The sequence below is a fragment of the Burkholderia sp. MSMB1588 genome (genome assembly GCF_001546925.1).
Taxonomy (GTDB): domain Bacteria; phylum Pseudomonadota; class Gammaproteobacteria; order Burkholderiales; family Burkholderiaceae; genus Burkholderia; species Burkholderia humptydooensis.
This window is the reverse complement of record NZ_LNJS01000001.1, coordinates 1,058,957-1,074,029: the sequence shown is the minus strand read 5'-3', so window position 1 is coordinate 1,074,029 and position 15,073 is coordinate 1,058,957. Positions and strand designations below refer to the sequence as shown.

At 65.6% G+C, this 15,073-nt stretch carries 15 protein-coding genes; all 15 read right to left on the bottom strand.

All coding sequences use genetic code 11. From position 1 onward, the window contains the following. Positions 1-86: 86 nt before the first annotated feature. A complete protein-coding gene (locus WS92_RS16635) occupies positions 87-569 on the bottom strand; it encodes a MaoC family dehydratase (RefSeq protein WP_059934741.1) in 483 nt (160 codons plus the stop codon). Then, on the bottom strand, positions 566-1,024 hold the full coding sequence (locus WS92_RS16630) for a MaoC family dehydratase (RefSeq protein WP_006025121.1): 459 nt from the start codon (positions 1,022-1,024) through the stop codon (positions 566-568). Before WS92_RS16630 ends, WS92_RS16635 begins: the two co-directional genes overlap by 4 nt. A gap of 40 nt (positions 1,025-1,064) precedes the next feature. Beyond that, entirely contained in the window at positions 1,065-2,198 is a 1,134-nt protein-coding gene (locus WS92_RS16625; protein WP_059934740.1) for an acyl-CoA dehydrogenase family protein, read from the bottom strand. Positions 2,199-2,209: 11 nt separating this feature from the next. Next, positions 2,210-3,406 (bottom strand): acyl-CoA dehydrogenase family protein, encoded by a 1,197-nt coding sequence (locus tag WS92_RS16620; RefSeq protein WP_059934739.1) that lies wholly within the window; start codon positions 3,404-3,406, stop codon positions 2,210-2,212. Between the two features lie 67 nt (positions 3,407-3,473). Next, positions 3,474-3,896, bottom strand: a complete 423-nt coding sequence (locus tag WS92_RS16615; protein WP_059934738.1) for a DUF1178 family protein — start codon at positions 3,894-3,896, stop codon at positions 3,474-3,476. Positions 3,897-4,039: 143 nt separating this feature from the next. Further along, positions 4,040-4,630, bottom strand: a complete 591-nt coding sequence (locus WS92_RS16610) for an NUDIX domain-containing protein (protein ID WP_006025116.1) — start codon at positions 4,628-4,630, stop codon at positions 4,040-4,042. Between the two features lie 36 nt (positions 4,631-4,666). Then, a complete protein-coding gene (locus WS92_RS16605) occupies positions 4,667-4,972 on the bottom strand; it encodes a DUF2818 family protein (RefSeq protein ID WP_015601582.1) in 306 nt (101 codons plus the stop codon). Then, positions 4,972-6,429, bottom strand: coding sequence for an NADH-quinone oxidoreductase subunit NuoN (gene nuoN / locus WS92_RS16600; protein ID WP_006025114.1), 1,458 nt, complete (start codon positions 6,427-6,429; stop codon positions 4,972-4,974). The genes WS92_RS16605 and nuoN overlap by 1 nt, the downstream gene beginning before the upstream one ends. 39 nt (positions 6,430-6,468) lie before the next feature. Continuing rightward, a complete protein-coding gene (locus WS92_RS16595; RefSeq protein ID WP_015600700.1) occupies positions 6,469-7,959 on the bottom strand; it encodes an NADH-quinone oxidoreductase subunit M in 1,491 nt (496 codons plus the stop codon). Positions 7,960-7,973: 14 nt separating this feature from the next. Further along, a complete protein-coding gene (gene nuoL / locus WS92_RS16590) occupies positions 7,974-10,022 on the bottom strand; it encodes an NADH-quinone oxidoreductase subunit L (protein WP_015600586.1) in 2,049 nt (682 codons plus the stop codon). Positions 10,023-10,039: 17 nt separating this feature from the next. Next, positions 10,040-10,345, bottom strand: a complete 306-nt coding sequence (gene nuoK, locus WS92_RS16585; RefSeq protein WP_059934737.1) for an NADH-quinone oxidoreductase subunit NuoK — start codon at positions 10,343-10,345, stop codon at positions 10,040-10,042. A gap of 18 nt (positions 10,346-10,363) precedes the next feature. Further along, positions 10,364-11,020, bottom strand: a complete 657-nt coding sequence (locus tag WS92_RS16580; protein ID WP_006025111.1) for an NADH-quinone oxidoreductase subunit J — start codon at positions 11,018-11,020, stop codon at positions 10,364-10,366. Positions 11,021-11,130: 110 nt separating this feature from the next. After that, the gene (nuoI, locus tag WS92_RS16575; protein WP_006025110.1) at positions 11,131-11,619 is read right to left on the bottom strand and encodes an NADH-quinone oxidoreductase subunit NuoI; all 489 of its coding nucleotides are present in this window, start codon (positions 11,617-11,619) and stop codon (positions 11,131-11,133) included. A gap of 15 nt (positions 11,620-11,634) precedes the next feature. After that, positions 11,635-12,699, bottom strand: coding sequence for an NADH-quinone oxidoreductase subunit NuoH (gene nuoH / locus WS92_RS16570; RefSeq protein ID WP_009911792.1), 1,065 nt, complete (start codon positions 12,697-12,699; stop codon positions 11,635-11,637). After that, positions 12,700-15,030: an NADH-quinone oxidoreductase subunit NuoG gene (gene nuoG, locus WS92_RS16565; RefSeq protein ID WP_006025108.1), complete on the bottom strand. Its 2,331-nt coding sequence runs from the start codon at positions 15,028-15,030 to the stop codon at positions 12,700-12,702. It lies immediately after the preceding gene. Positions 15,031-15,073: the final 43 nt, after the last annotated feature.

Here is a 15,073-nt window from a genome sequence, read left to right as displayed (position 1 = left end):
CCGGTCGTTGTAAGGGCACGATAAGTTTCCGAAAGGTCGCGCGTCCGTGCGCGAGGCCACACATGCATCCGCCGCGCGAACCCCGCTCAGAAATAGTGCAGCGTGATGAACTCCGCCGAGCAGGCCGGCACCGGCTGGCCGCCCAGTTCGACCTCCACCGACACCGTCCAGACCGCCTGCACGCCGCCCTGCTTCGCTGGCCCCGTCTCCTTCACCGCGAACAGCGCACGCACGCGCGAGCCGACCGGCACCGGCTTCAGGAAGCGCACGCGATTCAGGCCGTAGTTCACGCCCATGCGCTGTTCGAAGCGCAGCGCGCCGGTCATCAGCGCCGGAATCAGCGACAGCGTGAGAAAACCATGCGCGATCGGTCCGCCGAACGGCGACTCGCGCGCGGCGCGCTCGGGATCGACGTGAATCCATTGACGATCGCCCGTCGCATCGGCGAACCGGTCGACGCGCGCCTGGTCGACGTCGATCCAGCCGCTCGCGAACGGCGCCGCGCCGACCCGCGCGCGCAGCGCGTCGGCCGACGCGACGACCGGCAGTTCGTTCGCGCTCGCCGTCATGCGCTCCCCTGCGGCGAACGCAGCCCGAAGATCACCTTCGAGCGCACGGTGATGACGATCTCGCCCTGCTCGTTGACGCCTTCCCATTCGGTCGTCACGATCCCGCGATCCGGTTTGCTCTCGGACAGCCGCTTGTCGAGGACCTTGTTGTACATCGTGATCGTGTCTCCCGCGCGCACCGGCTTGATCCAGCGAATTCCCTCGATGCCGGGCGAGCCCATGCTCGTCGAGCCCTGGAGCACGTTGCGCACGAGCATGCCCATGAACACCGAGCACGTATGCCAGCCGCTCGCGACGAGCCCGCCGAACATCGACGACCTCGCCGCTTCCGCGTCGACGTGGAAAGGTTGCGGATCGTAAGCCTGCGCGAACGTGACGATCTCGTCGGCCGTGAATCGATGCTTGCCGACTTCGGTTCTACCGCCGACTTCCAGGTCTTCGTAACTGATACCCATCGAGCTTCTCCGTGAAATGAAACGGGCGGGCGCCGCCCGCTCAGGCATCCTGCAGCGCCGCGAAATCCGGCAGCGACGCAAAACGTGCGAGGTGGTGATCGACGTCGCCGAGCGTGGTTTCGATGATCGACAGACGCTTGAACAGATGCGCGGCCGCGACCTCGTCGGTGACGCCCATCCCGCCGTGCAGTTGCACCGCCTGCTGGCCGACGAAGCGCGCGGCCTGCCCGACGCGAGCCTTCGCCGCCGACACCGCCTTGCGGCGCGCGTTCGCGTCGCCGCTCGCATAGCGCACCGCGGCGAGATAGGTAAGCGAGCGCGCCTGCTCGGCGTGGATCAGCATGTCGACCATCCGGTGCTGCAGCGCCTGGAAGCGCGCGATCGGCACGCCGAACTGCTCGCGCGTCTTCGTGTAGTCGAGCGTCGCGCGGTTGAGCGCGTCGAGCGCGCCGATCGCCTCGCCGCACAGCAGCACGACGCCGTAGTCGGCGATCTTCTCGAGCGCGGCGGCGTCGCGCTCGCCGCCCGCGAGCGCGCGAGCGGGCGTGTCCGAGAAGCGGATCGTCGCCGCGCGCTGGCCGTCGATCGTCCGGTAGTCGACAATATCCGCGCCCGCCGCGCCGCGCGCGATCGCGAAGAGGCCAATCGCGCCGTTCGGCAGCCGCGCGGGCGCGATCAGCACGTCCGCCTGCGCGCCGTGCCGGACGACCGACTTGACGCCCGTCAGCACGAATCCGTCGCCGCCTGGCCGCGCGAGCGTCTCGATCGCGAACAGATCATGGCGCGCGTGCGGCTCGTGGAACGCGACCGCGAGCTTCGCGTCGCCCTGCGCCACGCGCTCGAGGAGCGCCGCATCCTCGCCGCCGCCCGAGCCCGCGACGCGCAGCGCCTCGATCCCGACTGCCGTCGCCCAATAAGGCTCGACGACGAGCACGCGACCAAGCTCCTGCGTCGCGACGAGCATGTCGACGGCGCCGCCGCCGAAGCCGCCGTGCGCTTCGGGCACGGGCAGCGCGGTCAGGCCCAGCTCGGCCAACGCGCGCCACTGGTCGGCGGACACGCCCGCGTCCGAATGGACGATCGCGCGCCGCGCGTCGAAGCCGTAGCGCTCGTCGAGATAGCGGCGCAGCGCGTCGGCGAATTGCTGTTGTTCTTCGCTGAAGGTGAAGTTCATGGCGCCGCTCCTCACAGGCCGAGAATCATCTGCGCGATGATGTTCTTCTGGATTTCGTTCGAACCGCCGTAGATCGACGTCTTGCGGTAGTTGAAGTAATACGCGGCGAGCGGCGCCGCGTCGTCGTCGCCGGCGACGCTGTGCTCGCGCTCGCCTTCGAGGAACGCGGCGTCGAACGGCGCGGCGAGCGGCCCGATCGCGTCGACCATCAGCTCGGTCAGCGCCTGCTGGATCTCGGTACCCTTGATCTTCAGCATCGACGCCTCCGGCCCCGGCCCGCGCCCGCTCGCCTCGCTGCTGACGACGCGCAGCACCGTGACTTCGAGCGCCATCAGCTCGATCTCGAGCGCGGCGATCTTTGCGGCGAACACGGGATCGGCGATGAGCGGCTTGCCATTCTTGCGCTCGCGCGACGCGATGCGCTTCAGGAAATCGAGCTCGCGCTTCGATGCGCCGACACGCGCAATGCCGGTGCGCTCGTGCCCGAGCAGATACTTCGCGTAGGTCCAGCCGCGATTTTCGTCGCCGACGAGATTCTCGACGGGCACCTTCACGTCCTCGAAGAACACTTCGTTGACTTCACGATCCTCGTCGAGCGTGACGATCGGGCGCACCGTGATGCCGGGCGACGTCATGTCGATCAGCAGGAACGAGATCCCTTCCTGCTTCTTCGCGTCGGGATCGGTGCGCACGAGGCAGAACATCATGTCCGCGTACTGGCCGAGCGTCGTCCAGGTCTTCTGGCCGTTGACGACGTAATGATCGCCGCGGCGCTCGGCGCGCGTGCGCAGCGACGCGAGGTCCGAGCCCGAGCCGGGCTCCGAGTAGCCCTGGCACCACCAGTCGGTGCCGTCGAGGATGCGCGGCAGATAGCGGCGCTTTTGCGCGTCGCTGCCGTACTTCATCAGCACCGGCGCGACCATCGACACGCCGAACGGCAGCACGGGCGGCGCGCCGATCCGCGCGCACTCCTCTTCCCAGACATGGCGCTGCGTCGCGTTCCAGCCGGGCCCGCCGTACTCGGCGGGCCACGCGGGCGCGGACCATCCCCGCGTGCCGAGCAGCCGGTGCCAGCTCGCGAAGTCGTCGCGATTCAAACGCTTGTGGTTGAGAACCTTCTCGCGCAGCGCGCGAGGCAGATTCGCCTCGAGCCACGCGCGGACTTCGGCGCGGAACGCGTCGTCGGCGGGGGAATAATCGAGATCCATGCGCAGTGTCTCCTCTGACCGCGCCGGCCGCCCGCGGGCCGCGCAGCGATCAGCGATCAGCGGTCGATCACTGCAGAGGCTCTTTCAGCGCGGCGGGAACCGGCAGCGGCATCACGTCGATGCCCTCTTCGGCCAAGGCTTGCGCGTCTTCGGGCGTGGTCACGCCGCGAATACCGCGCGCGGGCGCTTCATTGTAGTGAATGCGCCGCGCTTCCTCGGCGAAGCGCTCGCCCACGTTCTCGGTCTTCGCCAGCACCTCGCGCAGCGCGCGCAGCGCCTGCGCCTGAAGCGCGCGCGGATCGGCCGGCTGCGCCCGCGTCGCGCCCGACAGATTCAGGCGCGGCGCGGACGGCATGCGGCTGACCTCGCTCGCCCCGCACACCGGACATTCGACCAGCTTGCGGGACAACTGCGCTTCGAACTCATCGGCCGACGCGAACCAGCCTTCGAACCGATGGCCATGCGGGCACTGTAAATCGAGGACCTTCATGCTGAATCAGGGCGTGCTGCCAGTGTATCGCAAATGGAAATTTTTTGAACGGTCGTGCTAAATTCAGTCGAAAAAAGTACACGACCGAGCCGACCGACGGCACCGATTGTATCCCTTCGCAAAACACCCCGCTCGGCGCGGCGCTACGGCCGGATCACGTCGCCGAGCGGCCACGCGCCCGACATCGCCTTCTCGAGCCACATCGTGCCGATAATCGTCTTGACGTCGCTGATCTGGCCGGCGCGCACCCATTCGAGCAAGTCCGGCAGCGTCGCCGTAAACGTCTCGAGAAACTCGCCGTCGTCGAGCTTGCGCTCGCCCGCCGTCAGGCCGCGCGCGAGATAGATGTCGATGAATTCGGTCGAATACGAAATGATCGGATGAATGCGCGTGAGGAACACGTATTCGCGCGCGGTGTAGCCGGTTTCCTCGCGCAGCTCGCGAACCGCGCAGGCGAGCGCGCCTTCGTCCGGATCGAGCTTGCCTGCCGGGAATTCGGCCATCACCTTGCCGATCGGATAGCGATACTGGCTCTCCATCAGCACGCGGCCGTCGTCGAAGAGCGGGATGACCATCACCGCGCCCGGATGCGTCACGTATTCGCGCGTCGCATGCTTGCCGTCCGGCAGGCGAACCGTGTCGCGCTTGACCTTCAGGAACGAGCCGTCGTAGACGGACGCGCTTTCGATGCAAGTTTCCGTGAGGGTGGCGTCGTGATTCGGCAAATCGGCCATCGGCGGCTCCGCAGTGGGGCGCGACGGCCTACGCCGTCAGCGCCGTTTGACGAGATACTGGAACGTGAAGCCGGGAAACGCGAACACCACGAAAAGACTGAAGGTGATCGCGTAAAACTGCCAGCCCTGTTCGAAGCGATTGCCGGCGCGCGATTCGAGCCAGAAGCCCAGCGCGCCGACGATGAAATACAGCACGATCATTTCGCCGATCCGGAGCCACGCGCTCTTTTTCGCCGTCGCTCCGCTCTTCAGCGGCACGACGGCGAACAGGCGCTGATTCAGGAACGGCAGGTTGGCGCCGACGAGCGCCAACAGCACGATGAACCAGCCGGCGGCCGACATTACAGCGGCAGCGTATGGCTGATCGCCTGCAGGCAGACCGTCATCAACGGGCCCGGCACGATGCCGAGCACGACGACCGCGAGGCCGTTGAGCACGAGGATCGTGCGCTTGCACGCATCGCCCGCGATCGGCGTCGTGTCCTGCGGCGCATCGAAGTACATCAGCTTGACGATGCGCAGATAGTAGAACGCGCCGAACAGCGACGTGATGACGGCGAGCACCGCGAGCCACGTGAGGCCGGCGTTGACCGTCGCCTCGAGGACCGCGAGCTTCGCGTAGAAGCCGACCGTCGGCGGAATGCCGGCGAGCGAGAACATCATCACCATCATCACGAACGCGAACACCGGGCTGCGCTTGTTGAGGCCCTTGAAGTCGTCGAGCGTTTCGGCTTCGAAGTCGCGGCGGGCGAGCAGCATCACGACGCCGAACGAGCCGAGCGTCGTCACGAGGTAGACGATCGTGTAGAACATCGCCGAACTGTACGCGCTCGCCGCCGACGACGGATTGCCGCCCACCACGCCCGCGAGCAGGCCGAGCAGCACGAAGCCCATGTTCGAGATCGCCGAGTACGCGAGCATCCGCTTGATGTTGCGCTGGACGATACCGGTGATGTTGCCGACGATCAGCGACAGCGCCGCGAGGATCACGAGCATTTCCTGCCAGTCGACCGCGAGCGGCAGCAGGCCCATCACGAGAAAGCGCAGGCCCCACGCGAATGCCGCGACCTTCGGGCCGCCGCCGACGAACAGCGTCATCGCGGTCGGCGCGCCCTGGTAGACGTCCGGCACCCACATGTGGAACGGCACGGCGCCGAGCTTGAACGCGACGCCCGCAACGATGAAGATCACGCCGAACAGCAGCACCGCGTCGTTGATGTGGCCCGATGCGACCGCCTTCAGCACTTCGTTCAGCTCGAGCGAGCCCGTCGCGCCGTACAGCATCGAGATCCCGTACAACACGAAGCCCGAGGCGAGCGCACCGAGCACGTAGTACTTCATCGCGGCTTCGCTCGACTGCGTCGCGTCGCGACGCAGCGCGATCACCGCGTACAGCGACAGCGACATCAGCTCGAGGCCGAGGTACAGCGTGAGGAAGTTGTTGCCCGAGATCATCACGAGCTGGCCGAGCAGCGAGAACATGCCGAGCAGGAACACGTCGCCGCGGAACAGGTCGCGATCCTCGAGGTACTTGCGCGAGTAGACGAGCGTCACCGCGAAGCCGAGCGACACGACCGCCTTCATCGCGCTCGCGAACGAATCGACCACGACCATTCGCGAGAAGACGTAGTACTGCTGCGGATCGAAGGCTTGCAGCGCGAACCACACGCCCGCCGCCGCCGATGCGACGACCGCGATCAGATACGTGAGGCGGCGGCCGGCTGCGCCGACGAAGGTGTCGTTCAGCCAGGCGACGACGATGGCGGCCATCACCAGCGCATCGGGCAACAGGACATTCATAGGTGCGTTTTGCATGATCTTTGTATCCTCCGCTCGGGCTTACTGGGCCAGCGGCAGTTTCGACTGCGCGACGTGGGAGAGGAGGTTTTCCACGGAAACGTGCATCACGTCGGTGAAGGGCTTCGGATAGAGGCCCATCAGCAGCGTGAACGCGGCGAGCACGGCGAGCATCGTGAATTCGCGACGGCTGATGTCCGACAGCTTCGCGACCTTGTCGCTCGTCACCGCGCCGAAGTACACGCGCTTGTACATCCACAGCGTGTACGCCGCGCCGAGAATCAGCGTGAACGCCGCGCCGAACGCGATCCAGAAGTTGTACTGGACCGACGCGAGGATCACCATGAACTCGCCGACGAAGCCCGACGTGCCCGGCAGGCCGCAGTTGGCCATCGAGAACAGCATCGCGAACGCGGCGAACTTCGGCATCACGTTGACGACGCCGCCGTAGTCGGCGATCTGGCGCGAGTGCAGGCGGTCGTACAGCACGCCGATGCAAAGGAACATCGCGCCCGACACGAAGCCGTGCGAGATCATCTGGACGATCGCGCCTTCGACGCCGAGCTGGTTGAAGATGAAGAAGCCGAGCGTGACGAAGCCCATGTGCGCGATCGACGAATACGCGACGAGCTTCTTCATGTCCGCCTGCACCATCGCGACGAGGCCGATGTAGATCACCGCGATCAGCGACAGCGCAATCACGACGGGCGCGAAGAAGTGGCTCGCGTCCGGCGTGATCGGCAGCGAGAAGCGCAGGAAGCCGTACGCGCCGAGCTTCAGCATGATCGCGGCCAGCACGACCGAGCCGCCCGTCGGCGCCTCGACGTGCGCATCCGGCAGCCAGGTGTGCACCGGCCACATCGGCACCTTCACCGCGAACGCGAGGAAGAACGCGATGAAGAGCAGCACCTGCGGCGTCATCGCGATCTTCGCGTTCTGCCACGTCGCGAGATCGAACGAATGCGTCTGCGTGTACAGGTAGATCAGCGCGACCAGCATCAGCAGCGAGCCGGCGAGCGTGTACAGGAAGAACTTGAACGCCGCGTACACACGGTTCGGGCCGCCCCACACGCCGATGATGATGTACATCGGGATCAGCGTCGCCTCGAAGAACACGTAGAACAAGAGGCCGTCAGCCGCCGAGAACACGCCGACCATGATCCCCGACAGGATCAGGAACGCGGCGAGATACTGCGACACGTGCTCGGTGATCACCTCCCAGCCGGCGATCACGACGATCACCGTGATGAGCGCGGTCAGCACGACGAACCACATCGAGATGCCGTCGACGCCGAGGTGATACGTGATGTTGAAACGTTCGATCCATGTCGATTGCTCGACGAACTGCAGCGCGGCGGTGCTCGAGTCGAAGCCCGTGATCAGCGGAATCGTGACGGCCAGGCTCGCGAGCGAGCCGATCAGCGCGATCCAGCGCGCCGCGCCCGGATTTTTATCGGAACCGACCGCGAGCACGACGAGGCCGAATACGATCGGCAACCAGATCGCGGTACTGAGAATCGGAAAAGAGTGCATTAGTCGTCCCCGCCTTATTTGCCGCCGAGCGTTACAAACAGGGTCAGGAGCCCCAGCATGCCGATGATCATGGCGAACGCGTAGTGATAGATGTAACCGGATTGGAGGAAGCGGATCACGCCGGCGAACCAGCCGATGAAGCGCGCGCTGCCGTTGACGAGGCCGTCGATCACCACGACGTCGCCTTCCTTCCACAGACCGCGGCCGATCGCGATCGAACCCTTCGCGAACACGACCTCGTTGATCTTGTCCATGTAGTACTTGTTGTCGAGCAGCGTGTAGATCGGGCCGAACGCGCGACGGATCGCTGCCGGCAGACCCGGGCGCTTCAGGTACAGGAACCACGCGACGACGACGCCCGCGAGCGCGAGCCAGAGCGGCAGCGACGAGATCGAGTGCAGGCCGAGCGCCGCCCAGCCGTGGAACTCCTCCGCCATCTCGGCGAGCGCCGGGTGGTTCTGGCCGATGAAGATCACCTTGTCGAACGCGACGCCGTGCTGGAAGAAATCGCCGTACAGCATCGGGCCGATCGCGATCGCGCCGATGATGACCGACGGAATCGCGAGCAGCACGAGCGGCACCCAGACGACCCACGGCGTTTCGTGCGGCTCGTGCGCGTGGCCGTGACCGTGGTCGTCGTCATGGCCGTGATGCGCGGCCGATTCGGCGCCGTGGTTGTTGCCGAATTCCTTCGGATGACGGAAGCGCTCTTCGCCGTGGAAGACGAGGAAGTACATCCGGAACGAGTACAGCGCGGTGACGAACACGCTCGCGACGACCGCGAAGTACGCGAAGCCCGAGCCCGGCAGGTGCGACAGCTTCACCGCGTCGATGATCGAGTCCTTCGAGTAGAAGCCCGAGAAGAACGGCGTGCCGATCAGCGCGAGCGAGCCGACGAGCGACGTGATCCACGTGATCGGCATGTACTTGCGCAGGCCGCCCATGTTGCGCATGTCCTGATCGTGGTGCATGCCGATGATCACCGAGCCCGCGCCGAGGAACAGCAGCGCCTTGAAGAACGCGTGCGTCATCAGATGGAACACGGCGACCGGGTACGCGGACACGCCGAGCGCGACCGTCATGTAGCCGAGCTGCGACAGCGTCGAATACGCGACGACGCGCTTGATGTCGTTTTGGACGATGCCGAGGAAGCCCATGAAGAGCGCCGTGATTGCGCCGATCACCGTGATGAACGACAGCGCGGCGTCGGACAGCTCGAACAGCGGCGACATGCGCGTGACCATGAAGATGCCGGCCGTCACCATCGTCGCCGCGTGAATCAGCGCGGAGATCGGCGTCGGGCCTTCCATCGAGTCGGGCAGCCACACGTGCAGCGGGAATTGCGCGGACTTGCCCATCGCGCCGATGAACAGGCAGATGCACGCGACGGTCAGCAGGCCCCACTGGGTGCCCGGGAAATTCAGCGACGCGAGCTCCGCGCGCTTCGCGAACACTTCGCCGTAGTTCATCGAGCCGGCGTACGCGAGGATGAGGCCGATGCCGAGCAGGAACCCGAAGTCGCCGACGCGGTTCACGAGGAACGCCTTCATGTTCGCGTAGATCGCGCTCTCACGCGTGAAGTAGAAGCCGATCAGCAGGTACGACACGAGACCCACCGCTTCCCAGCCGAAGAACAACTGCAGGAAGTTGTTGCTCATCACGAGCATCAGCATCGAGAACGTGAACAGCGAGATGTACGAGAAGAAGCGCTGGTAGCCGTCCTCTTCCGACATGTAGCCGATCGTGTAGATGTGCACCATCAGCGACACGAACGTGACGACGACCATCATCATCGCGGTCAGCGTGTCGACGAGGAAGCCCACCTCGAGCTTCAGCGAGCCGACGTTCATCCATTCGTAGACGGTCGCGTTGTAGCTCGCGCCGTCCAGCACCTGGAAGAACACCAGCGCGGAAAGAACGAACGAGACCGCGACGCCGAGAATCGTCACGCGATGCGCGCCCTTGCGCCCCACCGCGTTGCCGAACAGCCCCGCGATCAGCGAGCCCGCCAGCGGAGCGAGCGCAATCGCCAGCAGCAGGTTTTCATTGAGTGTCGTTGACATAACAGCGTTGCCTGAAATTAACCTTTGAGCTGATCGAGATCCTCGACATTGATCGTGTCGAGCTTACGGAACAGAGTCACCAGAATCGCGAGGCCGATTGCGGCCTCCGCCGCCGCGACCGTCAACACGAAGAACACGAAGATCTCGCCGTGGACGTCGCCCAGGTAATGCGAGAACGCGACGAAATTGGTATTCACCGCGAGCAGCATCAGTTCGATCGCCATCAGGATGATGATGATGTTCCGGCGGTTCAGGAAAATCCCGACGATCGCGATCGCAAACAGGATCGCGCCGAGCACGAGGTAATGAGCCAAGGTCAACATAGATTCTTCTCCTCTCGCTTAGCCGTTGTTCGAGCCCGACGCGGCGTCGCTCGCGGCGGTTTCCGGCTGCGGCTTGTCGGCTTGCATCTTCACGAGACGCACGCGATCCTCGCGGCGCACCTTCACCTGCTCGGACACGCGCTGGCGCTTGCTGTCCTTGCCCTTCTGCGCGGTCAACGCAACCGCGGCGATGATCGCAACGAGCAGCACGAGGCCCGCGATCTCGAACGCGAAGATGTAATCGGTGTAGATGACCTTGCCGATCAGCTTCGTGTTCGGCATGCCGGCCGCCGCGCCCGCGGCCATGTCGTGCACGGGCGAGCCCGTCGCGCCGTAGCCGCGCCACAGGATCAGCGCGGTCTCGACGACGATGATCGCGCCGACCACGGTGGCCATCGGCACGAAGCGCCTGAAGTCGCGGCGCAGCACGTCGATGTTGATGTCGAGCATCATCACGACGAAGAGGAACAGCACCATCACCGCGCCCACGTAGACGAGCACCAGCAGGATCGCGAGGAACTCGGCCTCGAGCAGCATCCAGATCGCGGCCGCGTTGAAGAACGCGAGCACGAGGAAGAGCGCAGACGCCACCGGGTTGCGCGATGTGATCACCTTCAGCCCCGACACCACGAGGAGCAGCGAGAAGATGTAGAAGAGTACGGTCGTGAAGTCCATGATTACCGGTTCATCATTAGGCCATTGTCAGGCGCGGTTGGCTGGCACCGCCGGGCGTGCCGCGGCGCTGCCGCGACTCGCCGGCCCGGCGAGCGGGCCGGCGCATCGGGTTATCGATACCGAGCATCGGCGGCCTTCGCGGCCGCGATCTCCTTCTCGTAGCGATCGCCCACCGCGAGCAGCATGTCCTTCGTGAAGTACAGGTCGCCGCGCTTCTCGCCGTGATATTCGAGGATCTGCGTCTCGACGATCGAATCGACCGGGCAGCTCTCTTCGCAGAAACCGCAGAAGATGCACTTCGTCAGGTCGATGTCGTAGCGCGTCGTGCGACGGGTGTTGTCCTCGCGCGTCTGCGACTCGATCGTGATCGCCATCGCCGGGCACACCGCTTCGCACAGCTTGCACGCGATGCACCGCTCTTCGCCGTTCTCGTAGCGGCGCAGCGCGTGCAGCCCGCGAAAGCGCGGCGAGATCGGCGTCTTTTCCTCGGGGAACTGCACGGTGAACTTGCGCTTGAACGTGTAGCGTCCGGTCAGCGCGAGCCCCTTGAGCAGCTCGGTCAGGAAGAAGGTCTTAAAGAAGTGTTGGATTGCCGTCATGATTTCGTCCGCCCTTTATTTCCAGATATTCAGCGGCGACATCATCCAGAAACCGACCACGATCACCCAGATCACGCAGACGGGCAGGAACACCTTCCAGCCGAGGCGCATGATCTGGTCGTAGCGGTAACGCGGGAACGTCGCACGGGCCCAAATGAACACCGACAGCAGCGCGAAGACTTTCAGCACCAGCCAGAAGATGCCCGGAATGAACGACAGGAATTCGAACGGCGCGTCCCAGCCGCCGAGGAACAGCGTCGCCGCGAGCGCCGAGATCACGATCATGTTGATGTACTCGGCGAGGAAGAACAGCGCGAACGCCATCCCCGAGTAGTCGATCATGTGACCCGCGACGATCTCCGACTCCCCTTCCACCACGTCGAACGGGTGGCGGTTCGTTTCGGCGATGCCCGAGATGAAGTAGATGACGAAGACGGGCAGCAGCGGCAGCCAGTTCCACGACAGGAAATTGACGCCGTGGCCCGCGAAGAAGCCATGCTGCTGCGAGCCGACGATCTCCGACAGGTTCAGGCTGCCCGCCGTCATCAGCACGAGCACGAGCGCGAAGCCCATCGAGATTTCGTACGACACCATCTGCGCGGCCGCGCGCATCGCGCCGAGGAACGCGTACTTCGAGTTCGACGCCCAGCCGGCGAGAATCACCGCGTAGACGCCGACCGACGAGATCGCCATCGCGTACAGCAGGCCGGCGTTGATGTTCGCGAGCACGGCGCCCGCCTGGAACGGGATCACCGCCCACACCGCGAACGCCGGCACGACCGTCATCACGGGCGCGATCAGATACAGCCAGCGGTTTGCCGCCGTCGGATGAATCACTTCCTTGAGCAGCAGCTTCAGCACGTCGGCGATCGGCTGCAGAAGACCCGCGGGGCCGACGCGGTTCGGACCGAGACGCACATGCATCCAGCCGATCAGCTTGCGCTCCCACAGAATCAGGTACGCGACGCACAGCAGGATCACGACGGCGACGACGAGGATGCGCACGAGCGCCCACACCGTCGGCCACGCGAAGCCGAGAAGCTGGGCTCCGCCCGAGTTGATCGTATCGAACAAGCTCATTTACGCCTTCTCCACCACCAGTTCACCGGACAGGCTGCCGAGCGCTGCGCCGGCAGGCGTGGCCGCCGACACGCGAACGACGGCTTCCGCAAGATTCTCCTCGCGCACGGCCGGCAACTGCACCGTGCGATCGCCCTGGCGCACGCGCACCGCGTCGCCGTTCTTCAGGCCGAGCTTGTCGAACAGCGCGGCGGGCAGGCCCGCCTTGTGCGCCGCCTTCGACGCGGCCGTCAGGTGCAGCGCGCCCGCGCGGCGCGACAGCGCGTCGGCATGATAGATCGGCACGTCGGCGAGACGCTCGAGCGCGCCGTTCGCGGCCCGCGCGGCTGCGCGCGCGGGCGCCGCCGCCGTCTTGTTCGACAGACGCGGCGCGATTTCGCCGTCGCCGAGCGCGGCGAGACGCACTTCTTCCGACGTCTCGTACTCGAAGTTCGGCAGGCCGAGCAGACTGCCGAGCACGCGCAGCACCTTCCATGCGGGACGCGTGTCGCCGAGCGGACGCACGACGCCGTTGAACGACTGGGCGCGGCCTTCCGCGTTCACGTATGTGCCGGCCGTCTCGGTGAACGGCGCGATCGGCAGCAGCACGTCCGCGTAGTCGAGGCCGTACTTGAACGGCGACAGCACGACGACCGTCTCCGCCTGCTTCAGCGCAGCGAGCGCCTGCGCCGGATCGGCGGTGTCGAATTCGGGCTCGACGTTCAGGAGCACGTAGCCCTTGCGCGGCTGCGCGAACGCGTCGCGTGCATTGAGGCCGTTCGCGCCCGGCAGCGCGCCGACGAGGTGCGCGCCCACCGTGTTCGCCGCTTCCGTCAGGAAGCCGAGCGTCGCGCCCGTGTTGTCGGCGATCCACTGCGCGATCGCGTGGATCTGCGCGAATTGCGGATGCTGGACGACACCGTTGCCGAGCAGCACGGCGCGGCGCTCGCCGTTCGCGAGCGATTGCGCAACCGCCCGTGCGGCGTCCGACGCTTCCACGCCCGCCAGCGCATCCGGCAGCGCCACGCCGCGCGCCTGCGCGACGGCGGCCGCGATGCCCGCGAGCGCGTCGAGCCATGCCGACGGCGCGGCGACGATGCGCTGCGCGGTCGGGATCAGCGCGTCGTCGCCCGTCGCGTGCAGGAAGTGCAGCTTCGCGCCGCCCTTCGCCGCCTGGCGCAGGCGCGCCGCGAAGAGCGGATGATCGCGGCGCAGGAACGAGCCGACGACGAGCGACGCGTCGACGGCCGACAAATCGGCGATCGGCATGCCGAGCCACGGCGCGCCTTGCGCGGCGGCGGAGAAATCGGCCTGGCGCAGACGGAAGTCGACGTTCGGCGTCTTCAGTTCGTGGGCGAGCTGCTTGAGCAGGAACAGTTCCTCGACCGTGCTGTGCGCGCTCGCGAGCGCGGCGATCGCAGCCGGGCCGTGCTCGTCGCCGATGCCCTTCAGGCCGCGCGCGACGTATTCGAGCGCCGTCTGCCAGTCGACTTCGCGCCACTCGCCGCCCTGCTTGATCATCGGCTTCGTCAGGCGCTCTTCGCTGTTCAGGCCTTCATACGAGAAGCGGTCCTTATCCGAGATCCAGCACTCGTTGACGGCTTCGTTCTCGAACGGCAGCACGCGCATCACGCGGTTGTTCTTCACTTGCACGACGAGGTTCGCGCCGACGGAATCGTGCGGGCTCACCGACTTGCGGCGCGACAGCTCCCACGTGCGGGCGCTGTAGCGGAACGGCTTGCTCGTCAGCGCGCCGACCGGGCACAGGTCGATCATGTTGCCCGACAGCTCGGAGTCGACCGTCTTGCCGACGAACGTCGTGATTTCCGAATGCTCGCCGCGGCCCAGCATGCCGAACTCCATCACGCCGGCGATTTCCTGGCCGAAGCGCACGCAGCGCGTGCAGTGGATGCAGCGCGACATCTCTTCCATCGAGATGAGCGGGCCGACTTCCTTGTGGAACACGACGCGCTTCTCTTCCGCATAGCGCGACGCCGACTTGCCGTAGCCGACCGCGAGATCCTGCAACTGGCATTCGCCGCCCTGATCGCAGATCGGGCAGTCGAGCGGATGGTTGATGAGCAGGAACTCCATCACCGACTGCTGCGCCTTCACGGCCTTGTCAGAGTTGGTGTGGACGATCATGCCGGCCGACACGGGCGTCGCGCACGCGGGCACGGCCTTCGGCATCTTCTCGACTTCGACGAGACACATCCGGCAGTTGGCCGCAACCGACAGCTTCTTGTGATAGCAGAAGTGAGGGATGTACGTATCCGCCTTGTGCGCAGCCTGGATCACCATGCTGCCTTCGGGCACCTCGACCTTCTTGCCGTCTATTTCAAGTTCAACCATGATGGTGAATGGTCCTTAACCTATTACCGCTCGCCCGCGTCCG